This window comes from Williamsia phyllosphaerae (assembly GCF_014635305.1).
In the GTDB taxonomy this organism is placed as follows: domain Bacteria; phylum Actinomycetota; class Actinomycetes; order Mycobacteriales; family Mycobacteriaceae; genus Williamsia_A; species Williamsia_A phyllosphaerae.
The window spans coordinates 1616636-1639043 of the sequence record NZ_BMCS01000001.1 but is presented as its reverse complement, the minus strand read 5'-3'; the positions used below and the strand labels follow the sequence as shown (position 1 = coordinate 1639043).

The following is a 22408-nucleotide window of genomic DNA, read 5'->3' as shown; positions in this document are numbered from 1 at the left end:
GCAAACGCACAGAGGCGTCGGCGCGCTGCGCCGACATCGGTCAGGCCGACAGGGCTCGCGCGAGGATCGCGTCGGCCGCCGCGTCGGCGGCCTGGGTGGGGATCCAGTGGTTGACGCCCTCGAGCACCACGAGTTCGTACGGCGCGCGGACCAGGTCAGCACACCCCTCGACCCCGGCGCGGTCGATGAACGAGTCGCCGTCACTCCAGACCATCGTCGTCGGCACCGTCACGCGTCGGCCGAACCGCTTGCGATCGGTGAAGGGCAGCGCCCGGTACCAGTTCAGGCCCCCGGTCAGGGCGCCGTAGTCGACGATCTCGGCCCGGAACCGCTCGACGTCCGATGCGGTCATCCCGGCTGCGCGCAGCGACCGGTCCATGCGGCCGCCGGGTCGCGCGGCGGAGGCCTCCGGCACCCGTGGCGTCTGGAAGAAGACCATGTACCAGGACTTGAGGCCCTGCCGCGTACGTGTCGCGGCACGGATGAAGGCGGTCGGATGGGGCACCGACAGCGCGGTCAGTGTCCTCACCAGGTCCGGTCGGTCCGCGGCGATCGACCATGCGATGTTCGCTCCCCAGTCGTGACCGACCACGTGCGCCCGACCGCCCGCAACCGTGATCAGCTCCGCGATGTCGTCCACCAACTCGCCCGAGGCGTAGTCGCGGCGGCGGGGCGGCCGCGCACCGGGTGAGTAACCGCGCTGGTCGGGGGCGAGCGTCCGGTATCCCTGCGCGTTCAGTGTCGGCACCACCGAGTCCCAGCAGCTCGCACGTTCGGGAAATCCGTGCAGGAGCACGATCACGTCGCCGTCGATCGGTCCGCGGTCGGAGACGTCGAAACGCAGCCCGTCCCGGGTGAAGGACTCGATGCGGTGCGTCGGGGCGCTCACAGGACGGCCGCACTGCTCGGATCGATCAGGACCTTGGCGTGCTTCTCGGCGCCGGCGAGGACGTCGAACGCCGCGGGGACGCCGTCGAGTCCGACGGTTCCGGTGTGCAACGGCGACGCGTCCACCTTGCCGTCGGCGAGCAGGTGCAGGGTGTCGTGGAACTCGATCGGGGTGTAGCCGAACACGAATCGCAGGTCGATCTCCTTGCCGATGGCCATCGCCGGGCGGATCTGGTCGGTGCCCATGCAGACCCCCACCACCACGACCCGCGACGCGATCGGTGCCGCGCTGATGACGCCGTCGATCATCCCCGGCACGCCGACGCACTCGAAGATCACCGGCCGCTTCGGGTCCGCGGCGCCCAGCTTGTCCACGGCTCGATAGAGGTGCGCCCATCCGGGGATCTTTCGCAACTTCTCCATCGATCCCACACCGAGCTCGTAGAGCGTGGGCAGTTCGGTGATCATGCCCTTGGTGACCGCGGCCGAGTAGGGGGAGTCCACCGCGGGATCGACGACGACGTCGGCGCCGCATCGGGTCGCGAGCTCGCGCCGTCCGGCCGAGAAATCGCTCGCAACAATGGTGTTCACCCCCTTGGCCTTGAGCAGACAGATCACGGCCAGACCGACCGGGCCGCAACCGACGACGATGGCCACGTCCTTCTTCGAGATCTCACTGCGCCGGACCGCGTGCAACGCGACGGTCATCGGCTCGGTCAGCGCGGCGATGTCCGGCGACAGCCCGTTGGGCACGGCGAAGCTCATCGACGCCTCGGCCACGGTGCGCTCGGCGTAGCCGCCCGGCGCCAACGGCGACAGCCCGGTCATGTGCACGGCGCCCGCGGTGCGCAACAGCGGGAACGACACCACCAGATCGCCGGTGGCGAAACGCTTTCCGACACCCTTGCCCGTCTCGAGCACCTCACCGCAGAACTCGTGCCCGAAGACAACCGAGGTGTCGTGCCGCATGAAGTCGGTGTACCCGCCCTCACGCATGACGTCCTCGAGCTCGTCGGAGTGATCTTTGGCGTGCAGATCGGATCCGCAGATCCCGCATCGCGTGACCGACAGCAACAACTGCCCGGCCTCCGGTCGCGGGTCGGCGATCTCCGACACCGTCAACGTCCCACGCAAACTACTGACCGCTCTCATGGACCACCTCGTCGCCTGGCGCCGACCGGCGGCGCGAACCGAGATCATCATGCGCCCCACCACCCGGCCCACCCAACTAAACTGCGGGACGTGGATCAGCACACCATCGGCGAGGACGAATCCCCGGGCGACGTCATCGCGCGGGTGATTCGTGACGACATCCTGGCCGGCCGGTTGGCCGCAGGTGAGCGGCTGGTCGAGGAGGCCATCGCCAAGCAGTTCGGCGTGTCGCGTGTGCCGGTGCGCGAGGCCCTCGGCCAGCTCGAGGGCGAAGGTTTCGTCACCATCGTCCGGTATCGCGGGGCGACGGTGTCGACCACGTTGCGCAAGGACAACCGGGAACTGCTCGAGGTGCGGCGTGGCCTCGAGGTCCTCGCGGCGCAACTCGCGGCCCAGAACCGCGGTGGCGCGGCCGCCGCCGAACTAGCCGACGTCGCCCGGGCGACCTCCGATCCCGTCGACGACCGGTCGATCGGACATTCGTTCCATGATCTCGTCGCCGTCGCCGCCGGCAACGACCAGCTCCGCGAACTCCTCACGACCGTGAGCCGCAGGGTCGCGTGGGGTCTCGGTGACGATCCGACCGCGTCGCAACAGGACCATGCGGTGCTGGCGGCGGCAATCCTGCGCGGCGCCTCCGTGCAGGCAGGGTTTCTGATGGAGGAACACCTGCGCCGTGATGAGCACACTGAGGACACTGTCGACACCTAATTTCGTATACGACCTGATCGATATATCCCGTCGTTAACGCAACTGTTGCGCTCAGTAACGCCGTTGATACACTGTTTGTATACAAATTACTCAGTCGCCCAGCACCTCCCGACTGGCGATCCACCGGTTGACATCAGATCTCCCGGTGCCACTTCGTCATCCGGAGAACTGCCATGGCCATCAGCGCCCCGATCAACGAACCCACCACCCTCACACCCCCCACCCCACCCGCCCAGGGTCTGACCGCGACGCTCGACAAGATCGGCTTCACCCGTGTGCAGGCGGCGGTCATCGCGCTGCTGATGGCGGGGCTCTTCTTCGACAGCCTCGAGCAGAACTCGACCGGAGCGATGGGGCCGCTCATCAAGGAATCGCTGGGGATCGGCAACGCCCAGCTGACGCTGATCAACACCGCGACGGTCATCGGCGGACTGGTCGGACGACTCATCGGCGGATACATCGCCGACCGCTGGGGCCGACGGATCGCGCTGAGCCTCAACCTGCTGGTCTACACCCTCGGTGGCCTGATCAGCGCGGTCGCCGTCAACTACGAGATGTTGCTGGCCAGCCGGTTCATCGTCGGCATCGGCCTGGGCGGCGAGTTCACCGTGGGCCTGGCGATCCTGGCCGAGGTGGTGGCCACCCGCCATCGCGGTTCACTGCTCGCGACGCTCAACATCTCCTCGGGCGGCATCGGCAACATCGCGTCGTTCGGCTTCTTCCTGCTCGTGCTCGGCCCGTTGGGTGGAGTTCTCGGCGGCGACGACCACTCGTGGCGCTGGACGTACGTGATCCTCGCTCTCCCTGCGGTTCTGGTGGTCTTCTTCCGCCGCTACCTGCCGGAGTCACCGCGCTTCCTGCTCTCGAAAGGACGCGTCGACGAAGCCAACCGCTCACTGACGCGCCTCGCGTCCGGCTCGATCTCCGGTCTTCGCGACCCCGGTCCGACCAAGTCCTTCGTGACCGCCGACGACGCACTCCCGCACGTGAAGACCTCGTACGTCGAGGTGTTCAAGGGGCGCAACCTGCGCCGGACCGCCGCGATCGGTTCCGCGTCCTGGATGTCGTTCGGAGCGCAGGTCACCCTGCTGTTCCTCATGCCGATCCTGCTCGTGTCACGCGGCTACTCGCTGTCGGACTCCCTGCTGTTCACCATGATCATGAACATCGGCAGCCTGTTCGGCGCCTGCACGGCCTGCTACCTCGCGAGCCGTGTGCCTCGTCGGATCACCGTGATGTCGGCCGCGGTCCTGGGCTGCATCGCCGCCATCGCCTTCGCGGTCTTCGCCCAGAACGTGGTCCTGATCCTGGTGCTGGGCGCCATCTTCCAGTTCTTCACGATGCTGCTCAACACCATGCTGTCGGTGTGGACACCCGAGCTGTTCCCCACGTCGATCCGCGCCATGGGCGCCTCGGTCGTCAACGGGATCGGCAACGTCGCCGGCGCCGTCATGCCGTTCGCCGCGCTGTTCTTCTTCGACATCGCCGGGGTCGCCGGGGTGTTCTTCATGATCGCCGCGATGTACGGACTGCTCGTGGTCGCCGCCCACTTCGGGCCCGAGACCTTCGGCAAGTCGCTGGAGGCCACCAGCGAGACCCCGGCAACCATCCCCGCCGCCGCCTGAATCCCTCTCCATCGCAATTCAGTTCGACCCACCACAGAAAGTTGCATCACCATGTCTCATCTGTCCATCTCCGCCACCGCGCACGGGCTCAACTACCTGCCCGAGTACTACGCGGACCACGCCGGCCTCTTCGCCGACCGTGACCTGACGGTGCACGCGAAGGCCTGCGACCCGTGGACCGGCGTGCTCGACGACCTGGCCGACGGAACCGCCGACGTCGCTCTCGGTGGCATCTGGGTTCCCGGGATGTATCACGGTACGTCCCGAGAGCTGACCGTCTTCGCCCAGTTGAACCATCAGTTCCCCAAGGCACTGGTCACCCGCACCGAACAGGTCGGCGACTTCGAATGGGCGTCGCTGACCGGGAAAACGGTGCTGGCGCCCGGGATCGGCGGCAGCGCGCCGTACGCGATCACGGCCGGGATGATGCGCGAGGCCGGTGTGGACTCGGCGGGAACCACGTTCCTGCGTGACCTGTCGACCCCCATGTTCGTGGAGCTGTTCGAGGACGGTCTGGGTGACGCGATCATCCTCGACATCACCACGGCGCAGTCGATGCACGACCGCGGGACCGGCCATATCGCCGTCGAGTACGCCGAGGTCGGCGGGCTCGGGCCGAACAGCGTGTACTACTGCCGCACAGATCGATTCGACGAACTCAGTGAACGTCTGGTCGCCTTCACGTCGGCGCTGAGTGACGGTATGGCCGCGGTCCGACAGGCGCCGGTCTCCGAGCTCGAACCGCTGCTGGCCGAGCACTGGCCGGCCATGCCGCTCGCGACGCTGTCGGCGTCGTGCGCGCGGATTCAGCGCTCGCGCACCTGGGACACCGTCCGTATCGACGGCCCCGCCACCGATCGGTGGATGCGCATCCTGGCCGAGGAAGCCATGGTGCGGTCCGCACCGGCCTTCGCCGACCTGGTGGACACCCGGATCGTCGACGCGGCCGAGCTGGTAGCGGTCGGCTGACACAGATGACCCTGGTGTTGCGGCACTCCCACGTGGCCGCCCTGCTCGACCGTGTCGCAGTCCGCGACGCGGTCGAGCAGGCCCATGCCGACCTGAGTACCGGTGCCGCGCAGAATCCCCGCCCGATCTCCATGCACGCACCCGAGGACGGCGCGGTGATCGGGATGGCGGCCGAACTGCGAACCGCAGAACTCGTTGCGGTGAAGATCCTTTCCGATCTCCCCGGCAACCCGGCCCACCGTCGACCGCGGCAGCGGTCCACGATCGTCGTGACGTCATCGGTCACCGGCGAATGTGTGGCTCTGATCGACGGACGGGCGATCACCGCCATGCGGACCGCCGCGACCAGTGCCGTCGCGACCAAACACCTCGCGCGCGCAGATGCATCGACACTCGGATTCGTCGGAGCCGGCAATCTCGCCGTCGAACACGCACGATCCGTCGCGCTCGTCCGTCCCATCGACCGCATCGTGGTCTGGTCGCGCTCGGCGTCGACGGTCGATGCGTTCCGCGAGAAGGTCGCCGACATGGCGATCCCCGTCGTGCACGCCGAGTCGGTCGATCACGTTGCCGCTCAGGCGGACATCCTCTGCACGCTCACGCCGTCGGTGACACCGATCCTGCTCGGGGAGTCACTTCGTCCGGGGATGCACGTCAACGCGGTCGGCGCCGCGCCGCGACCGGACGAACGCGAGGTGGACGGCCACGCGATGGCCCGATCCCGGGTCGTCGTGGACAGCCGGGCGACAGCACTGGCGAAATCGGGCGACGCGCTGATGGCCATCGCCGAGGGCGCCATCACCGAGGCCGACATCGCCATCGAGCTCGGCGACGTCATCTCCGGAAAGACTGTCGGCCGTCACGCAGACGACGAGATCACGCTGTTCGACTCCACCGGGATCGGCCTGCAGGACCTCGCCACCGCGGCGCTGGTGATCGGGTGGGCGCGTGCCGCCGGCGTCGGCACCGACATCGACATGTCCGCCTGACGAAACGCGGCCCAAGGACGTGGTTGCGGTTCAGATCGCGTGGTGACACACCGCTTCCACGTTGATGCCATGTGGGTCGAGGACGAACGCACCGTAGTAGTCATCGTGGTACTCGGTGTGTACCGACGGCGCGATCAACGACGTGGCCCCCGCATCGAGAGCCGCCCGATAGAAGGTCTCGACCTGTGCACGGGTGTCGACGGTGAACGCGAGATGCATGTTGGAACCCACCTCCCCCTCGTCCACGAGCCAGAAGTAGGGCTTGACATCGGCGAGGCCGAACCCGGTCATGCCGGGCTTGCCCTCCTCGTACCCGCTGGGGATCACCAGCATCTTGCTGATACCGATCGAAGCCAGCACGGGTTCGTAGAACTCCACCGCCGCAGCGAGATCCGGCACAGCAATGTTCAGGTGGTCGATTCTGGAGCCTGAGCGATCGGGCATGAGGGTCCTTCTTCCTGCGGTGGTGGTCGAGTACGTGCATCACCGTCGCAACAATCGCGGACAACCACGGTCCTCGATCGAAGCCCCCGCGGACGGCTACACCGGTTCGAGCATCTCCTGGCGGTCGTGCGTGGCGAGTTTCGGCGACGACACCGCCAGGCCCGCGAACGCCGCGAGGGTCGCGGCGACCGCGCAGATGGTGAACAGGATCTGGTACCCACCCAGCGACGGCAGGGCCGCGCCACCGACGGTGACGGTCACCGCGGCCAACAGACTGCCGCCCACCGCACTGGCGAGCGTGCTCCCCAACGACCGGGCGAGGGTGTTGATCCCGTTCGCGGCCGCGAGATCGGCCGCCGGGGTGTGCACGTTGATCAGTGACGGCAACGACGCGTAGGCGATGCCGGTACCGGCGCCGACGATGGTGCTGCCCAGGATGATCTGCCACAGCGAATCGGTGAGGATGATGCGCACGATGAGGCCCGCGGCGATGATCAATCCGCCGACGAACAGGACCCGACCGGGCCCCCAGGCCTTCATCAACCGCGCGGCCACCGGCGCCAACACCAGCATCAGCACACCGCTGGGCATCAGGCACAGACCGGCCACGAGTACCGACGACCCGAACCCGTACCCGGTCCCCTCAGGCGCCTGGACGTAGTTCGCGGTGCCCACGAAACTCGCGAACAATGCGAAGCCGACGAAGATCGAGGCCACGTTGGTGATGGCGACCGGCGGGTTGGACAGCGCACGCATGTCGACGAGCGGGTCGGGCGAACGCTTCTCGACGACGACCAGCAGCGCCAACAGCGCCACCGAGGCGACCAGCAGACCGATGGTGGCGAACGAGCCCCAGCCCCACGACGACCCCTGCGACAGCGGAAGGACCAGGCAGACGAGCCCGCCGACGAGCAGAACGATCCCGGGGAAGTCGATCGCGCCCGGACGCGCACCGCGCGGGTTGCCGACGACCGTCAGCACCAGCACGATGCTGGCCAGCGCTCCGACGGCACCGATCCAGTACAGCGCGTGATAGTCGAAGTGCTCGGCCACGATGCCCGCGAGCGGTAGCCCCAGGGCGCCACCGACACCCAGCATCGCGCTGACCAGGGCGACGGCCGAGCCCTTACGCGCCTCGGGCAGCACCGCCGACAGCAGAGAGATGCCGAGCGGGATCGCGGCGCTGGACAGACCAGTGATCGCCCGACCCAGGATCATGATCCGGATGTCGTCGGTCAGGGCATCGATGACCGAACCGACCAGAAGTGCACCGAGCGCGACGACGAGCATCAGACGCCGCCCGTACATGTCGGCCAGCCTGCCGATGACGGGGACCGCCGCCGCACCGACCAACAGTGTCGACGTCAGCAACCACTGCGCCTCGGTGGTCGACGCCCCGATGTCGCGGGAGATCAGCGGCAGCACCGGCAGCACCAGCGTCTGGGCCAACGCAGCCATCAGAGCCCCCAGTCCGATGGCGATGATCTCCAGGTTCGCGCGCCAACCCGACTCGGTGCCCACGTCGTCCCGCACCCCTGTTGTGTTCGTCATCCCACGACTCCTCACTAAGCAAACGCATGTTTACACGTGAGGTTAGGCGTCTATGGCATTCTGGTCAACATGCGTTTACATGAGCCCGCCGCGCCGACACCCGGTGAACCGGCGGGCCGGGAGCGCAACGCCGACGCCACCCGGGCCGATCTGCTGCGGGCGGCCAAGCGACGGTTCACCGTCTTCGGTTTCGAACGCACCACGGTGCGCGAGATCGCGGCCGACGCCGGCGCGAACGTCTCGCTGATCAACCGCTACTTCGGCTCCAAGGACGGCTTGCTCGCGGCGGTGCTGGCCGAGACGGCGCACGTGTTCGACGGTCGCCCCACCGAGGGGGCCGCACGGTCGGAGACCGTCATCGACGACCTCCTCGCGGGCCTGCACCCGGACGCCTGGCCGGAGTTCGGACACCAGAACCCGCTGCTGTTGCTGCTCCGGGACCCGGCCGGCGACGAGGCCACCGCAGATCTCCGGCGGCGCACCCTGACCGCGGTCGTGCACCGCTTCGCGGCCGACATCGAGAGCGACGACATGGACGACGAGGAGGCGCGGCTTCGCGGAGCGCTGCTGTTCGCGTTGATGACCGGCGTCGCGTCCTTGCACTCGGCGCTGCCGGACAACGTCTTCGGCGACACCGACTCGCCGATGCTGCGGAGGCTGCTGACCGAGATCGCCGCGTCGATCACCGCCGAGGGCCGCGAGTAGGTCCAGATCCGCGGCAGGTGTGTGGCGATGCGGCACCTGTAGGTGCCGCGGACGGGAACCACTGCCGCGGATCGGTTCAGGCGCGCGGGTGCACGACCCGGAGCAATTCGCGGCCGTCGGCGAGGCGCGTGATGTTGCCGGTGATGTCACCGACACGGCCGACGAAGGTGTCGCGGGTGACGCCCGACGAGTGCGGGGTCATCACCAGGTTCGACAGCTCGGAGAACGGGAGTTCCGAGGGGCGGCCGGTCCCGTCGGACGACGGGTAGTCGTACCAGACGTCGATGGCCGCCGCAGCGATCGATCTGTCCGACAGCGCATCGTGGAGCGAATGCGGATCCACCAGCGGACCGCGTCCGACGTTGATGAGCACGCCACCGGACCCGATCCGCGCCAGCTCGTCGCGTCCGATCATCCCGCGGGTCCGGTCGTTCAACGGCGCCGACACCACGACCACGTCCGACTCGTCGAGCAGCCGGGTCAACGCTCCGGTGTCGCCGGCCCAGGCCAGTCCGTGCTCGTCGGCGTCCACCGACCCGCTGCCGGTCACCGCGCATCCGGTGGCCCCGAGGGCACGAAGCACCGTCCAGCTCTGCGCACCGATGTGCCCGAAGCCGACGAATCCGATTCGCGCGTCGCGCAGGGTCCGCGGCTGGTCGATGGTGTCGTCGTACACCGACGTCGCCCAGATCCCCCGTCGCAGAGCACGGTCTTGGGTCAGGAACCCGCGGCGGAGCAGGATGGCCGTGGACACGATGTACTCGGCGATCGAGCTCTCGTGGTGAAAGGTGTTCGCCACCCGGGTGTCAGCGGAGACGTCGGACAGGCTGACGTTGTCGTATCCGGCGCCGGCGACCTGGATCAGCCGTAGTCGTCCGGCCGCGGCGGCCATGGCGGCGGTGAACTTCCCGCCGACGTAGACGTCCGCGTCGGGCAAGTCGGCGATGACGGACTGCTCGTCGAACACCGGGTGCCACGACACCGTCGCGCCGTGGGGCAACCCGGACTCGAACAACTCACGGTGCGGGAACAGATTCCGATCACCGACGACTATCTTCATATCCCCCACGGCTCAGCTGCGGACCAGCGCGGGCCGTTTGCTGTCGAACGTCCACTCCGGGATGAGGAACTGCATTCCGACCGAGTCGTCCCGCGAACCGAGACCTTCGGCGCGGTACAGCTCGTGCGCCGCCTCCACCCGATCCATGTCCAGGGTGACTCCGAGTCCTGGCGCGTCCGGCACGCTCAGTCGGCCGTCGACGATCTGGTATGGATCGGTGGTTATGCGTTGGCCGTCCTGCCAGATCCAGTGGGTGTCGATGGCGGTGATGGTGCCGGGCGCCGCCGCGGCCACCTGGGTGAACATCGCCAGCGACACGTCGAAGTGGTTGTTGGAGTGCGACCCCCACGTGAGGCCCCACGCGTCGCACAGCTGCGCGACGCGCACCGAACCGGCCATCGTCCAGAAGTGCGGATCGGCCAGCGGGATGTCGACGGCACCCGACCGGATCGTGTGGCCCAGTTCGCGCCAGTCGGTGGCGATCATGTTGGTCGCGGTCGGCAGTCCGGTGGCGCGCTTGAACTCGCTCATCACCTCGCGTCCGGAGAACCCGCCCTCGGGCCCGACGGGATCCTCGGCGTAGGCGAGGACGTCGCGCAGCTGCCTGCCGATCCGTACGGCCTCGTCGAGCAACCACCCCCCGTTGGGGTCCAACGTGATCCGGGCCTCGGGAAAGCGCTCTGCGAGTGCGGTGACGGTGACGGCCTCCTCGTCGGGCGCGAGTACGCCGCCCTTCAGTTTGAAGTCGGCGAAGCCATATTTGCGCTGTGCTGCCTCGGCCAGCGCGACCACGGCGTCGGGGGTGACCGCCTCCTGGTGACGCAGCCGCGACCAGTCGTCGGTCTCGCCGGTCCCGTCCGCGTAGTCCAGCGACGTCCTGGTGCGATCGCCGACGAAGAAAAGGTATCCGAGCACCGGGACCGTCGCACGCTGCTGACCCTCACCCAGTAGAGCCGCAACGGGGACCCCGAGGTGTTGGCCGAGCAGATCGAGCAACGCCGACTCCAGGGCGGTGACCGCGTGGATCGTCACCCGCTGATCGAAGGTCTGGGCGCCGCGACCGCCCGCGTCACGACCGGCGAACGTACGACGGACAAGGCCGAGAATCTCGTTGTACGAACCGACACCGCGTCCGATGACCAGGTCACGCGCATCGTCGAGCGTGGCACGGATCGGCTCGCCGCCCGGCACCTCACCGACCCCGACGTGTCCGTGCGAATCGGTCAGGATCACCAGGTTCCGGGTGAAGAACGGCGCGTGGGCGCCGGAGAGATTCAGCAGCATGCTGTCGCGGCCCGCGATCGGGACCACGCGCATCGCGGTGACCACCGGTGCGTCGTTGCCGTGCGGGTGGGTGGCGGTGGACATGGTCAGCCTTTCGAGAGGGGGTGGGAGGTCAGACGAGTTGCTGGGCGATCAGGAGGACGGCGCCGGCCGACGACATCGCGATCGACGCCCGTCGCAGGCGCGGTGGGTCGAGGAATCGGTTGACGAACAGCGAGGCGACATACCCGATCACCGTGGGCACGATCAGCAGAAGGGAGGCGTCGACCATCTCGCGGTGTATCGCCCCGGTCGCCCCCAGAGCGACGAGCGACATGAGTGAGCCGACGAGGAAGAAGGCGCTCATGTTCCCACGGAGTCGGGCGCCCTCGCTGCCCTGCAGCACCAACGCCATCGGCGGCCCACCGATCGAGGTGGCCGTCCCCAACAGACCCGATGCGGCACCGGCCACCGCGAGGTTCCGACGTCGAGGGATCGGCGCCCATCCGACGCTCGCCGAGATCACGCCACCGAGGACGACCGCACCGAGCAACAACGCCAGTCCCCGGTCGGGCAGCCACAACAGCAGCAGGGCGCCGGCCACCGTTCCCGGCACCCGACCCACAAGCGCCCAGCCGGTACCGCGCAGGTCCAGACTCGCGCGCTCGCGCACGACCACGAGGAACGTCACGACGGTCGCCGACATGATCAGCGTGCCCGGGATCAACGACGGGTCGAACAGGGCGACGACCGGCGCCGCGAGCATCCCGATCCCGAACCCGATGGAGGCCTGCATACAGGAGGCGGCGCAGACCACGATCGCGATGACGCCGAACGCGAGCGGGCTCACCGGTGGTGCTCATCGCGCACCCTCACGCGCCGACGGCGGTCAACGCGAGATCGACGGTGCCGCGCGGGTGGTAGCACTCGGCGACGTGTCCGGCGCTCGACTCGTCGATGGCCACCGGCGGCAACTGCGTGGCACAGACGTCGGTCGCGTGCATGCACCGAGTGCGGAATCGGCAGCCCGACGGCGGGTTCAGCGGTGAGGGCACCTCGCCCTCGAGGATGATCCGCGTCCGCTTGGTGGTCTGGTCCAGTGTCGGGGCGGCCGACAGCAACGCCTCGGTGTAGGGGTGCGCCGGTCGGTCGAAGACCGCATCGGTCGCGCCGGTCTCCACGATCCGGCCGAGGTACATCACCGCGACCCGATCGGCGACGTGACGCACCACCGACAGGTCGTGGGAGATGAAGATGTAGGAGATGCCGAGTTCCTGCTGCAGCTCGTTGAGCAGGTTGAGCACCTGTGCCTGTACCGAGAGGTCCAGGGCCGAAACGGGTTCGTCGCAGATGATCACCTCGGGGTTGAGCGCGAGGGCACGTGCGATGCCGAGACGCTGGCGCTGTCCACCGGAGAACTCCTGCGGGGTACGGCTCTCGTCGCTCGGCCGCAATCCGACCATGTGCAGCAACTCGCGGACCCGGGCGGCGCGGTCGCGCTTGGAGGCATACAGCGTCTTGTGGGTGCGCCACGGCTCGCTGATGATGTCGCCGGCGGTCATCCTGGCGTTGAGAGACGCGTAGGGATCCTGGAAGACCATCTGCACCCGACGCCGCAGCGCGAGCATGTCCTTGCCCTTCAGCGCGAACGGATCGGTTTCGCCCCACGAGACGGTGCCCGCGTCCGGCCGCTCGAGCATCATCAGGGTGCGGGCCAGAGTGGACTTGCCGCAGCCGGATTCGCCGACGAGACCCAGCGTCTCCCCGCGCGCGAGGTCGAGGGTGATCCCGTCGAGGGCGCGCAGCCGGTTGTGACCGGCTTTTCCGGGCACCGCGAACGTCTTGCTGACCTCGCGGACCTGCAGCACCGAATCAGACATGGGAGACCTCCTGCGAGAAATGGCACGCGGCGCGGCGTCCGTCGCCGACCGATTCGAGCTGTGGGCGCTGGCTCCGGCAGATCTCCGAGGCCAGCGGGCAGCGATCCTGATAGACGCACCCGGCTGGGACCGACCGTAGATCCGGCGGTGTGCCACCGATGGACTTGAGGTCGGCTCCGCGTTCGGCGCCGACGGGCACCGAGTCGAGCAACCCCTTCGTGTACGGATGACGGGGATCGGCGAACACCTCTGCGACCGGCCCGGATTCGACGACGTTGCCCGCGTACATGATCACGACACGGTCGGCCTGCTCGGCGACCAGCGCGAGGTCGTGGGTGATCAGAACGACGGCCATGTCGTGTTCGGCGCGCAACTTCGCGAGCAGCGACATGATCTGCGCCTGCACGGTGACGTCGAGTGCGGTCGTCGGTTCGTCGGCCAGCAACACCGTGGGGCTCAGGGCGACCGCCATGGCGATCAGGAGGCGTTGTCGCATGCCGCCGGAGAACTGGTGCGGATAGGAGTCGATCCGTGACTCGGGCTCCGGGATGCCGACGTGGCGCATCAGCTCGATCGCCTCACCGCGCGCCGTGCGCCGCGACATCTTCCGGTGGATCCGGAACGGTTCGGCCAGCTGCGATCCCACGGTGTAGACCGGGTTCAGCGCGGTGAGCGCGTCCTGGAAGACGATGGCGAGCTCGGTGCCTGCCATGGCCCGGCGGGTGCGCTTGTTCGCGGTGACGAGGTCGACGTCGCCGAGGCGGACCGAACCGTCGCAGACGTCGGCGATCGGGTCGAGCAGGCCGACGAGTGCCTGTGCGGTCATGGACTTCCCGCAGCCGGATTCACCGAGCAGGGCCAGCGTCTCGCCGCGCCGGGCGACAAAGGAGACGTGGTCGACGGCCCGCAGCGTGCCGGTCGGGGTGCGCAGGTCGACGGTGAGGTCGCGGACGTCGAGGGCGACGCGGTCGTCGTCGGTGTCGCGGTGGATCGGCAGGTCGACGGTGGTGGCGCTCATGAGTGGGCCTTTCGGGTGACGAGCCGGGTGACGAACTGCGTGGCGGTGCGGCGCGGTCGGGGTGTGGTCAGGCGCCACCGCTGTCCCGGGTCGGTCGCGATGCGCGCCCAGGCCGCGAGGATGGTGGCCGAGACGGTGGTGACGACGATCGCCACTCCGGGGAAGAACGAGAGCCACCACGCGGTCTGCAGGTAGGTGCGGCCCTGCGACACCATCAGGCCCCAGCTGATGTCGGGCGGCTGGATACCGATGCCCAGGAAGCTCAGCGACGACTCGGCGAGCATGACGTAGCAGAAGTCGAGGGTGGCCACGGTGAGCAGTGTCGGCAACAGGATCGGGAACACGTGCCTGCGGATGATCGACCCACTTCCTGCCCCGAATGTCCTTGCCGCGTCCACGAACACGCGGCTCTGCAGCTCGGCGGACTCGGCACGGGCGGTGCGCAGGTAGATCGGGATGCGGGTGATGGCGAGGACGGCGACGATGTTGGCCGCGCTCGGGGAGAAGACGTAGAGCACCACGACCGCGAGCAGCAGCGACGGGAAGCTCATGATGACGTCGGCGACGCGCATGGCCGTCGTCTCCCGCCAACCACGGTGGTAGCCGGCCCACATGCCGATGATCGAGCCGACGATGCACGAGACGATCACCGCCGGCAGCGACACCATCATCGTCGTCTGGCAGGCCACGACGAGCCGGGCCAACATGCTGCGGCCCAACGGATCCGTACCGAGGATGTTCATGAAACCGGTGTCGAGGGAGAACGGCGCGAGGTTCGAGCGGTCGAGGTTCTGCTCGGTGGCCCGGCTGCCCACGATCATCGGACCGAATGCGGCTACGAGCAGTACGAAACCGAGGATCGCTGCGGCGACGGTGGCCATCTTGTCGCGGAGCAATAGTTTCCACAGGGGGAAGTCGCTCGACGGGACCGCTCCGTCGGCGACGGTGTCGCCGGCGGGATCGGTGGGAAGCAGCGGGGATTGGCCCGCGAGGGGGTCGGTGACGATGGACATGAGTTCTCCTAGACCGTGACCTTCTCGCGGACGCGCGCGTCGAGCAGCGCGTATCCGGCGTCGATGGCGATGTTGAGCACGAAGATGCTGACCGCGGTGAGCAGGACGGCCGCCTGCAGCACCGCGAAATCGCGTTGCAGGATGGAGTCGATCATCAGCTTGCCGATGCCGGGCCATCCGAAGATGGCCTCGACGATCACCGCACCGTTGACCAGCCCGACGGTGAGGTCGCCGGCGACGGTGAGCGCCGGGGCTGCGGCGTTACGCAGTGCGTGGTGGGTGACGACGCGCAGATCGCCCGCACCCTTGCTGCGTGCGAGTTTCACGTACGGGGCCGAGAGCGCGGAGACCATTGCGCCGCGCACCACCTGGGTGAGCACACCGAGCGGTCGGATCATCAGGGTGGCGATGGGCAGGACCCACGCCAGCGTGCTGCCGGTGCCCGAGGTGGGCAGCCATCCGAGGACGACGGAGAAGATCCAGATGCCGGTGATGGCGAACCAGAAGTCCGGGACGCTCGCCGCGGTCATCGACAGCAGGCTGGAGATGCGGTCGGCCAACGAATTGGGTCGGTAGGCGGCCCAGCATCCGAGGATGACCGATCCGAGGACCGCGAGCAGCATCGTCACGAACGCCAGCTGCAGTGTGGCCGGGAAAGCGTTGAGCGCCATGGACGCCGCGGACTGACCGGTCTTGAGCGACTCACCGAAGTCGAGGTGGACGACGCCGGAGAGGTAGTCGAGCATCTGCTGCCAGACCGGCTTGTCCAGACCGTTCTCCGCGGCGAACTCGGCGCGCTGGTCGGGGGTCGCCGAGACCGGCAGGTAGAGGTTCGTCGGGTCCCCGGTCAGTCGCGCCAACAAGAACACACCGAACAGGACGACGAGTAGTGGGATGAGGCTGGTGTACATGCGCCGGCGCAGGAAGGTGAACACCGGTCACCACCTCGTCGTGGTCGTTGAGCGTGTCATGGCGGGTTCCTCGTGGTGGTGGGCTGGCTGCGTCGAAAGGGGCTGTCGCCCAGGGGGCTAGGCGTTGTTCTGCTGGGTGGCGTGCGTCATCTCGGCCAGGCGCATCTCGTCACCGGTCGCCGAGTTCGGCTCATAGGACACCGACGGGGACAGGGCGAGTACCGCCTGCATGTGCGCGATGTAGGCGTACTGCCGGATCTTGGCGGGCTCGTCGGCGAGCACCTGCGCCAGCGCGGCCTGACGAGCGTCCCCGGTCTTCGCCTCCGCGGCGGCGATCTCGTCGTCGTAAGCGGTTGTCCCGTAGGTGCTCTGGTAACCCTCGCTGAGCATGTACTGGTCGACGGTGAACTGGGTGTCGCCGGCCTGGTTGCCGTGCTGGACCATGAGCAGGACCGGGCCGGCCTTCGGGAACGGCCGGATCTGGTACTGCATCTGACCGGAGGTGTCCATCATCTCGATCTTCACGTTCAGGCCGATCTTGTCCAGGGAGTTCTGGATGACCTCGACGACCTCGTTGATCTTCGGGAACTGACCGGTGCGGGCGATGAGACGGATCTGCTTGCCCACCGGGACCCCGTCGGCCTTGGCCTGTGACACGAGGTCCGCAGCCGTGGAGAGGTCGTACGACGTGGGGCGCAGCTGGTCGTTGTAGCCGACGATGCCCTTGGCCACCAGTTCGGCGGCGGGGGTGCCAAGGCCCTGGAACAGCGCCTTGACGATGCCGGTCCGGTTGATCGAGTGATCGATGGCCTCGCGGATCCGGATGTCGTCGAGCGGGGGTTCGGTGGCCTGCATGCGCAGGGCGGTGGTCTCGTTGTTGGTGTAGGCCACCCCGAGATCACCGGCTCCGTCCTCGGGTCCCAGGGAGGTGGCCAGATCGGCTTCGTCGTTGGTGACCATGGCCGCGCGGACGCTGCCCTCGGTGCGCCACTGATAGATGGCCCGGGTGTACTCGGGTCTGGTCCCGCCGAAGTTGGGGTTCGCCTTCAGCGCGAGCTTCTGCCCGGCGTCCCAGTAGTCGACCATGTACGGTCCGGTACCGATCGGGATCCGAACCTTGTCGGTCGAGTCGGTGGTCCGGGGCACCATCTCGATGAACGAGACCCGCAGCGGCAGAATCGGGTCGGCGACGGGTGTCCGGATCTCGACGGTGGCGGGGTCGACGGCGGTCACCTCCAGCTTGCTGTCGTCGAACACATATCCGTTGACGTCGCAGGCGATCGACGCGTCGAGGGTGCGGTTGATGGAGAAGGCCGCGTCGGTGGCGTCGAAGGGTTTGCCGTTGCTGAACACGACGCCCGGATGGATGGCGAAGCGCCATGTCGTCGGCGTCACCTGCTGCCACGAGTCGGCGAGCTTCGGTTCGAGGTCTCCGGTGCCGGGGTTCCGCTCGACGAGCGGCTCGGTGATGTTGGAGCGGACCACGACACCGGTCGAGGTGAGCGAGGCATCGCAGGGCTCGAGCGTCGGCGGCTCCTGTGGAAGGACGATGCGCAGCGTGTTCGGGCTGGCCGCGTCGCTGCTCGTCGTGTTGGCGACCGAACATCCGGCGGAGACCACCGCGAGGGTCGCGGCCACGAGTCCTGCCGCCAGGGCGCGGCGGCGGCCGGCGGGCAGCAAACCTGCAGCGTGCATGGGTTCCTCCGAAAGAAATGAAGTTCGCGAAGCTCCGCGAGAAGTCACCGCGTTGTGACGGTAGCCACACGCTAGGAGCGGCCCGAGGGGGCGTCAACCGGACGAAACGGCCATCAACAGCGGTTTTGGGCCTGTGGCGCCACTCACAGCAGTCGCGCTGGAGAGGCGTGCGTCACGTCGAAACCCTCCTGACCACCCGCTTCTCCGAGTCGACGCCCAAGAGACATGGCCGCCCCGTCGGCATCCATGCGCTTTCGGTATCAGTTCATGCTATTTCAGAGTTGGACAGGTATTCCTGGACGCATCTAGCGTGGTCCCATCGGTGGCGTGACCCCGCGTGGGTCGGTGGTGCCATCACCACGAAGAGGAGCGCAGATGACCAACGCAACGGCACCCGGTCGCGACGACCTGAAAGCGACTGCACCACAGCGGGTTGCCGCCGGAACCGTGCTTCAGGTCGGCCCTCTCAAACCCTCCCTCGCCGCGACGTTGGCCTCCGAGTGGTCCGCCGCGACCCTGCCAACCGGGCCCGAGCGGGCCGGCTTCCTCGCCGAACACGGTTCGGCGGTCACCGCGGTGGTGACGTCCGGTCGTACGGGCGTCGACGCCGGGCTGATGGCGGCCCTGCCCCACCTGGGCGCGATCGTCCACTTCGGCGTCGGGTATGACACCACCGACGTCGAGCGGGCCCGCGAACTGGGCATCGGCGTCAGCAACACCCCGGATGTCCTCACCGACTGCGTCGCGGACACCGCCATCGGGCTGCTGATCGACACCCTCCGCCAGTTCTCCGCCGCCGACCGGTACGTCCGGGCCGGCCGCTGGGCGTCCGAGGGGAACGTCCCGTTGTCGCGCAAGGTGTCCGGGAGCCGGGTGGGGATCATCGGGCTGGGCCGGATCGGGTCGGCCATCGCGACCCGCCTCGAGGCCTTCCACTGCGAGATCGCCTACTTCAACCGCAATCAGGTCCCCGACTCCCCCTATCGCTACGCGCCCTCGGCCGTCGAGCTCGCGGCGTCGGTGGACGTGCTCGTCGTCGCCGCGGCGGGCGGTGCGGGAACGCGCCACCTGGTCGGACGCGACGTCCTCGAGGCCCTGGGTCCCGACGGATACCTGATCAACGTCGCCCGCGGCAGCGTCGTCGACGAGCAGGCGTTGGTGGAGCTGCTGGGCAGCGGCGGCCTGGCCGGCGCCGGCCTCGACGTTTTCACCGCGGAGCCGGAGGTCCCTACGGCCCTGCTCACGGCCGACAACGTCGTCCTGCTCCCCCACGTGGGCAGCGGGACCGTGCAGACGCGTGCGGCGATGGAGGCCCTCACCCTGCGCAACCTGGCCGACTACCTCGAGTCGGGCGCGCTGACCACGGCCGTCGTCGAGCCCCACCGGGCCGTCCGATGAGCGTCGTGCTGAGTTATGTCCCCACGCCCGAGGGTCGTGGCGCACTCCCGTTCGGGTTCGCCGAGGCCAAGATGCGCTCGACGACCCTGCTGGTGATCGCCGACGGCGACTCCGCGACGGCTCCCACGTTCGCGGCGGATCTGCAGTCGGCCCGAGAGGACGCCGACGCACTCGGCGTCACCCACGAGGTGCTCGACAACGACCCGTCACTGGCCCACGCCGACCGTCTCATCGACGCGTCGTTCGACGACGACGTCGACCTGCTGGTGATCGGCATACGTCGCCGATCGCCGGTCGGAAAACTGTTCACCGGCAGCGGGATGCAGCGGGTGCTGCTCGACGCGCAGTGTCCGGTGACGGCGGTCAAACCGCCTGTTCGCGCCGCGGTCTGAGTACGCGGCGGCATTCCCGCGATCAGATCCACTCCCGAGCGGGCAGGACGTCGTTCATCAACCGCAACAGCGCCGGGTTCGTGTTGTCGGCGCGCCACGCGGCGTTCATCTGCACCGGCCGGTCGCGGACCGCGGTCACCTGCTTGAACACCACCCCGTCGGGATGCATCGTCATGGCCGACTCCGGGACCAGCGCCATCCCGATCCCCGAACGAACCAGCACCAACATCGTGTGCACCTGGGTGACGTACTGGACGTACCGCGGCGAGGCCCCGACCGCGGTGAACGTGCTGATCAGCAATTCGTTGAAGTAGCGGGCGTCGACCGGGGAGTACATGATCACCGGCTGGTCGTCGAAGTCCTCGATCGCCAGGTGCTCGGCGTCGGCGAGCGGGTGGTCCTCCGGCAGTGCCGCGACGAGTCGCTCGTGGTGGATCGGCCGGGTCGCGATACCCGGACGGGTCATGATGGGTCGCACCAGGCCGAGGTCGAGCTCCCCACGCGACAGCGCCTCGATCTGCGCCGACGAGACCATCTCGCGCAGCAGCAGTTTCACGTCCGGCAGCGTCGTTCGGGCCGCGTCGAGCAACCGCGGCAGGATCGCGTGCGCGGACGCACCGGTGAAGCCGATGATGACGCTGCCCAGGTCGCCGGCGGGGACACGACGGACCGTGAGCACGGCGCTCTCGGAGAGCCGAACGATGTGGCGGGCGTCGGGCAGGAACGCGGCGCCCGCGGCGGTCAGCGTCACCGACCGGCTGGTGCGGTCGATGAGCTGCACTCCCAGCTCGTTCTCCAGCTGTTGGATCTGCCTGCTCAACGGCGGCTGGGTCATGTGCAGCCGTTCGGCAGCGCGTCCGAAGTGCAGTTCTTCGGCGACGGCGATGAAGCACGTCAGGCGAGGTAGCGAGAACATCGATTCACTCCCGGTATGGCTCACCCGATCGGATGGCCGTTGCGTGAATCACGCTACTACGGCGTGCGCGACCAACCCCTCCAGTCCGTCGAGTGTGCCGGTAACATCTGTTACGACATTTCATAACAAGTGTTACGAGCGACCGGAGGGAAGGTCTGAGCAACGTGAACGCCGACAACGATGACGCGCGCCACCGCGTCTCCCGGGCGGTGTGGGACACGGTCGCCGAGCTGGGGATCGAGGCGACCACCGTCCGCGCGGTCGCAGCACGCGCGGACTGCACCACCGGCCTGATCATGCACCGCTTCGGGTCGAGGTCGGCGATGCTGGTCCACGCGCGCCAGACCCTGTTCGATCGCACGGCGAGACGTGCGGACGGCGTCGATGCCGATGAACCCGCGGCCGATCGCCTCCTCGCCGTCGCCCGCACCGTGCTGCCGCTCGACGATGTGCGCATGGTGGAGGCCCGCATCTTCACCGGCTTCGCGGCGGCGTCGATCGCCGACGCCGAACTACGTGAGCTGCATGTGCACAACACGCGGCAGTGGTTGGCGCGCGTCACCGGACTCGTCGCCGAGCTGGGTCCTGATGTCACCGACGCCGAGGCCACCGAGTGGGCACGGGAGATCGTCGCCACGATGGAGGGCATCGCGGTCCTGGCGGTTCTCGACGGCCCTACGTATCCGGCCGCGGTGCAGGAACAGTTGGCGCGCCGCACGGTCGCAGACGTGGTCGATCGGGTCGGAGGGGTACGGCCGTGATCGACCCCGGATTCGCGCTGCTCGGCGCGGCCCTGTCGATGATGGGCAGCTCCTGGTACGCCGTGCTCACCCTGCGAGGCGTCGTGCGCCCCAACCGGGTCACGTGGTTCCTCTGGGCGGCGGCGCCCGGCATCGCGTTCGGAGCCCAGATCGGTGACGGTGTCGGACTGCCCGCGGTCACCACTCTCGCGGTCGGTCTCGGACCGTTCCTGATCCTTTGCGCGTCGTTCGCCAATCGCTCGAGTTACTGGCGGATCAGTGGTTTCGACCTGTCGTGCGGTGCGGTCGCCGCCGTCGCACTGCTGGCGTGGCTCGCTCTGGACGACCCGGTCCTGGCCGTCCTCACCGCGGTGGCCGCCGACGCGATCGGCGGTGTCCCCACCATTGTCAAGGCATGGCGACGACCGGACACCGAACGCCCTCTGGTCTACCTTCTCGCCGCCGCGAACGGCTCGTTCGCGCTGCTGAGCCTGTCCGCCTACGACGCCACCACCGTCGCGTTCCCGGTTTATCTGATCCTTCTCGGGCTCACCATGTGCGCCCTCGTGTCGCGACGCGGACGACGACCGCGAGCGGACCACTTTCCTACTCCGACAGAACGGATCGACGATGAACTCCGTCCACCATGCGCCGCTCGCCCAGGTCGACCAGCACACCCTCTACCGCATCATGGCGCTACGGGTCGCGGTGTTCGTCCACGAGCAGCGGATCATCGATGAGATCGAACTCGACGGCGCGGACCTGCTCCCCACGACGGAGCTGTTCTGGATGGCCGACGACGACGGCGAGGTGACCGCCACCCTTCGCGTCCTCGTGGACGATGGGGTCCACATCGGACGAGTCGCGACGGCGGCATCCGCGCGGGGTCGCGGCCGGGCCGGACAACTCATCACGGCCGCGCTGCAGGCGTACCCGGGTGCTGTCGAGATCTCCGCGCAGGCGCATCTCGAGGCGTGGTACGGCCGGTTCGGCTTCGTCCGGGCAGGTGAGAACTACCTCGACGCCGGGATCCCCCACGTCCGGATGATCCTGACGCCGCGGTAGCCCGACCGTCGGGCTCGGACGCT

At 68.2% G+C, this 22408-nt stretch carries 23 protein-coding genes; 10 read left to right on the top strand and 13 right to left on the bottom strand.

Going from position 1 to position 22408, the window contains the following annotated elements:
• Positions 1-40: 40 nt before the first annotated feature.
• Both IEV93_RS07705 and IEV93_RS07700 read right to left on the bottom strand, forming a co-directional pair.
• Positions 41-889 (bottom strand): alpha/beta fold hydrolase, encoded by an 849-nt coding sequence (locus tag IEV93_RS07705; RefSeq protein WP_188488444.1) that lies wholly within the window; start codon positions 887-889, stop codon positions 41-43.
• Positions 886-2040 carry a zinc-binding dehydrogenase gene (locus IEV93_RS07700; RefSeq protein WP_188488442.1) on the bottom strand — a complete coding sequence of 385 codons (1155 nt, stop codon included), beginning with the start codon at positions 2038-2040 and terminating at the stop codon, positions 886-888. Before IEV93_RS07700 ends, IEV93_RS07705 begins: the two co-directional genes overlap by 4 nt.
• Before the next feature lie 90 nt (positions 2041-2130).
• Between IEV93_RS07700 and IEV93_RS07695 the strand changes: the two genes are divergently transcribed.
• The 4 genes from IEV93_RS07695 to IEV93_RS07680 all read left to right on the top strand — a co-directional run bounded on the left by IEV93_RS07695 (position 2131) and on the right by IEV93_RS07680 (position 6334).
• Entirely contained in the window at positions 2131-2751 is a 621-nt protein-coding gene (locus tag IEV93_RS07695; RefSeq protein ID WP_229704957.1) for a GntR family transcriptional regulator, read from the top strand.
• A gap of 173 nt (positions 2752-2924) precedes the next feature.
• Positions 2925-4376, top strand: a complete 1452-nt coding sequence (locus IEV93_RS07690; RefSeq protein ID WP_229704956.1) for an MFS transporter — start codon at positions 2925-2927, stop codon at positions 4374-4376.
• Between the two features lie 51 nt (positions 4377-4427).
• Positions 4428-5345: an ABC transporter substrate-binding protein gene (locus tag IEV93_RS07685; RefSeq protein WP_188488440.1), complete on the top strand. Its 918-nt coding sequence runs from the start codon at positions 4428-4430 to the stop codon at positions 5343-5345.
• A gap of 5 nt (positions 5346-5350) precedes the next feature.
• On the top strand, positions 5351-6334 hold the full coding sequence (locus IEV93_RS07680) for an ornithine cyclodeaminase family protein (protein WP_188488438.1): 984 nt from the start codon (positions 5351-5353) through the stop codon (positions 6332-6334).
• A 30-nt stretch (positions 6335-6364) separates the two neighbouring features.
• Here the strand turns inward: IEV93_RS07680 and IEV93_RS07675 are convergent, their stop codons facing one another.
• Both IEV93_RS07675 and IEV93_RS07670 read right to left on the bottom strand, forming a co-directional pair.
• On the bottom strand, positions 6365-6778 hold the full coding sequence (locus IEV93_RS07675) for a VOC family protein (RefSeq protein WP_188488436.1): 414 nt from the start codon (positions 6776-6778) through the stop codon (positions 6365-6367).
• 96 nt (positions 6779-6874) lie between these two features.
• A complete protein-coding gene (locus tag IEV93_RS07670) occupies positions 6875-8329 on the bottom strand; it encodes an MFS transporter (protein WP_188488433.1) in 1455 nt (484 codons plus the stop codon).
• A 69-nt stretch (positions 8330-8398) separates the two neighbouring features.
• Here IEV93_RS07670 and IEV93_RS07665 point away from each other — a divergent pair, with 69 nt between their 5' ends.
• Positions 8399-9034, top strand: a complete 636-nt coding sequence (locus IEV93_RS07665; protein ID WP_188488431.1) for a TetR/AcrR family transcriptional regulator — start codon at positions 8399-8401, stop codon at positions 9032-9034.
• Positions 9035-9110: 76 nt separating this feature from the next.
• On the opposite strand, the gene IEV93_RS07660 is transcribed toward IEV93_RS07665, so the two are convergent.
• From IEV93_RS07660 to IEV93_RS07625, 8 genes are all read right to left on the bottom strand, one after another.
• Complete coding sequence (locus IEV93_RS07660) at positions 9111-10094, bottom strand: 2-hydroxyacid dehydrogenase (RefSeq protein WP_188488429.1); 984 nt, start codon at positions 10092-10094, stop codon at positions 9111-9113.
• Between the two features lie 12 nt (positions 10095-10106).
• A complete protein-coding gene (locus IEV93_RS07655; protein WP_188488427.1) occupies positions 10107-11462 on the bottom strand; it encodes an enolase C-terminal domain-like protein in 1356 nt (451 codons plus the stop codon).
• Between the two features lie 28 nt (positions 11463-11490).
• A complete protein-coding gene (locus IEV93_RS07650; protein WP_229705135.1) occupies positions 11491-12153 on the bottom strand; it encodes a sulfite exporter TauE/SafE family protein in 663 nt (220 codons plus the stop codon).
• Positions 12154-12229: 76 nt separating this feature from the next.
• Positions 12230-13237 (bottom strand): ABC transporter ATP-binding protein, encoded by a 1008-nt coding sequence (locus IEV93_RS07645; protein ID WP_188488423.1) that lies wholly within the window; start codon positions 13235-13237, stop codon positions 12230-12232.
• Positions 13230-14255, bottom strand: coding sequence for an ABC transporter ATP-binding protein (locus IEV93_RS07640; protein WP_188488421.1), 1026 nt, complete (start codon positions 14253-14255; stop codon positions 13230-13232). The genes IEV93_RS07645 and IEV93_RS07640 overlap by 8 nt, the downstream gene beginning before the upstream one ends.
• Positions 14252-15268, bottom strand: coding sequence for an ABC transporter permease (locus IEV93_RS07635; protein WP_188488419.1), 1017 nt, complete (start codon positions 15266-15268; stop codon positions 14252-14254). The genes IEV93_RS07640 and IEV93_RS07635 overlap by 4 nt, the downstream gene beginning before the upstream one ends.
• 8 nt (positions 15269-15276) lie before the next feature.
• Positions 15277-16203, bottom strand: coding sequence for an ABC transporter permease (locus IEV93_RS07630; RefSeq protein WP_188488417.1), 927 nt, complete (start codon positions 16201-16203; stop codon positions 15277-15279).
• A gap of 93 nt (positions 16204-16296) precedes the next feature.
• Positions 16297-17874: an ABC transporter substrate-binding protein gene (locus tag IEV93_RS07625; protein ID WP_188488415.1), complete on the bottom strand. Its 1578-nt coding sequence runs from the start codon at positions 17872-17874 to the stop codon at positions 16297-16299.
• 375 nt (positions 17875-18249) lie between these two features.
• Between IEV93_RS07625 and IEV93_RS07620 the strand changes: the two genes are divergently transcribed.
• Both IEV93_RS07620 and IEV93_RS07615 read left to right on the top strand, forming a co-directional pair.
• Positions 18250-19272, top strand: coding sequence for a 2-hydroxyacid dehydrogenase (locus IEV93_RS07620; RefSeq protein WP_188488413.1), 1023 nt, complete (start codon positions 18250-18252; stop codon positions 19270-19272).
• Positions 19269-19664, top strand: coding sequence for a universal stress protein (locus tag IEV93_RS07615; RefSeq protein ID WP_188488411.1), 396 nt, complete (start codon positions 19269-19271; stop codon positions 19662-19664). The genes IEV93_RS07620 and IEV93_RS07615 overlap by 4 nt, the downstream gene beginning before the upstream one ends.
• Positions 19665-19686: 22 nt before the next feature.
• Here the strand turns inward: IEV93_RS07615 and IEV93_RS07610 are convergent, their stop codons facing one another.
• Positions 19687-20580, bottom strand: a complete 894-nt coding sequence (locus IEV93_RS07610) for a LysR family transcriptional regulator (protein ID WP_188488409.1) — start codon at positions 20578-20580, stop codon at positions 19687-19689.
• 164 nt (positions 20581-20744) lie between these two features.
• On the opposite strand from IEV93_RS07610, the gene IEV93_RS07605 reads away from it, so the two are divergent.
• Genes IEV93_RS07605 through IEV93_RS07595 form a run of 3 tightly spaced genes read left to right on the top strand, consistent with a single transcriptional unit; the run spans position 20745 to position 22385 of the window.
• Positions 20745-21341, top strand: coding sequence for a TetR/AcrR family transcriptional regulator (locus IEV93_RS07605; RefSeq protein WP_188488407.1), 597 nt, complete (start codon positions 20745-20747; stop codon positions 21339-21341).
• Positions 21338-22060: a hypothetical protein gene (locus IEV93_RS07600; protein WP_188488405.1), complete on the top strand. Its 723-nt coding sequence runs from the start codon at positions 21338-21340 to the stop codon at positions 22058-22060. The genes IEV93_RS07605 and IEV93_RS07600 overlap by 4 nt, the downstream gene beginning before the upstream one ends.
• Positions 21951-22385 (top strand): GNAT family N-acetyltransferase, encoded by a 435-nt coding sequence (locus IEV93_RS07595; protein WP_188488402.1) that lies wholly within the window; start codon positions 21951-21953, stop codon positions 22383-22385. The genes IEV93_RS07600 and IEV93_RS07595 overlap by 110 nt, the downstream gene beginning before the upstream one ends.
• Positions 22386-22408 lie beyond the last annotated feature (23 nt).

Excerpts from the sequence above, each read along its gene's own strand:
- IEV93_RS07660 (WP_188488429.1), bottom strand. The coding sequence starts at position 10,094 with ATGAAGATAGTCGTCGGTGATCGGAATCTGTTCCCGCACCGTGAGTTG.
- IEV93_RS07615 (WP_188488411.1), top strand. The coding sequence starts at position 19,269 with ATGAGCGTCGTGCTGAGTTATGTCCCCACGCCCGAGGGTCGTGGCGCA.
- IEV93_RS07620 (WP_188488413.1), top strand. The coding sequence starts at position 18,250 with ATGACCAACGCAACGGCACCCGGTCGCGACGACCTGAAAGCGACTGCA.
- IEV93_RS07655 (WP_188488427.1), bottom strand. The coding sequence starts at position 11,462 with ATGTCCACCGCCACCCACCCGCACGGCAACGACGCACCGGTGGTCACC.
- IEV93_RS07595 (WP_188488402.1), top strand. The coding sequence starts at position 21,951 with ATGAACTCCGTCCACCATGCGCCGCTCGCCCAGGTCGACCAGCACACC.
- IEV93_RS07680 (WP_188488438.1), top strand. The coding sequence starts at position 5,351 with ATGACCCTGGTGTTGCGGCACTCCCACGTGGCCGCCCTGCTCGACCGT.
- IEV93_RS07675 (WP_188488436.1), bottom strand. The coding sequence starts at position 6,778 with ATGCCCGATCGCTCAGGCTCCAGAATCGACCACCTGAACATTGCTGTG.
- IEV93_RS07685 (WP_188488440.1), top strand. The coding sequence starts at position 4,428 with ATGTCTCATCTGTCCATCTCCGCCACCGCGCACGGGCTCAACTACCTG.
- IEV93_RS07690 (WP_229704956.1), top strand. The coding sequence starts at position 2,925 with ATGGCCATCAGCGCCCCGATCAACGAACCCACCACCCTCACACCCCCC.
- IEV93_RS07640 (WP_188488421.1), bottom strand. The coding sequence starts at position 14,255 with ATGAGCGCCACCACCGTCGACCTGCCGATCCACCGCGACACCGACGAC.
- IEV93_RS07610 (WP_188488409.1), bottom strand. The coding sequence starts at position 20,580 with ATGTTCTCGCTACCTCGCCTGACGTGCTTCATCGCCGTCGCCGAAGAA.
- IEV93_RS07670 (WP_188488433.1), bottom strand. The coding sequence starts at position 8,329 with ATGACGAACACAACAGGGGTGCGGGACGACGTGGGCACCGAGTCGGGT.
- IEV93_RS07665 (WP_188488431.1), top strand. The coding sequence starts at position 8,399 with ATGCGTTTACATGAGCCCGCCGCGCCGACACCCGGTGAACCGGCGGGC.
- IEV93_RS07635 (WP_188488419.1), bottom strand. The coding sequence starts at position 15,268 with ATGTCCATCGTCACCGACCCCCTCGCGGGCCAATCCCCGCTGCTTCCC.
- IEV93_RS07650 (WP_229705135.1), bottom strand. The coding sequence starts at position 12,153 with ATGCAGGCCTCCATCGGGTTCGGGATCGGGATGCTCGCGGCGCCGGTC.
- IEV93_RS07645 (WP_188488423.1), bottom strand. The coding sequence starts at position 13,237 with ATGTCTGATTCGGTGCTGCAGGTCCGCGAGGTCAGCAAGACGTTCGCG.
- IEV93_RS07700 (WP_188488442.1), bottom strand. The coding sequence starts at position 2,040 with ATGAGAGCGGTCAGTAGTTTGCGTGGGACGTTGACGGTGTCGGAGATC.
- IEV93_RS07625 (WP_188488415.1), bottom strand. The coding sequence starts at position 17,874 with ATGCACGCTGCAGGTTTGCTGCCCGCCGGCCGCCGCCGCGCCCTGGCG.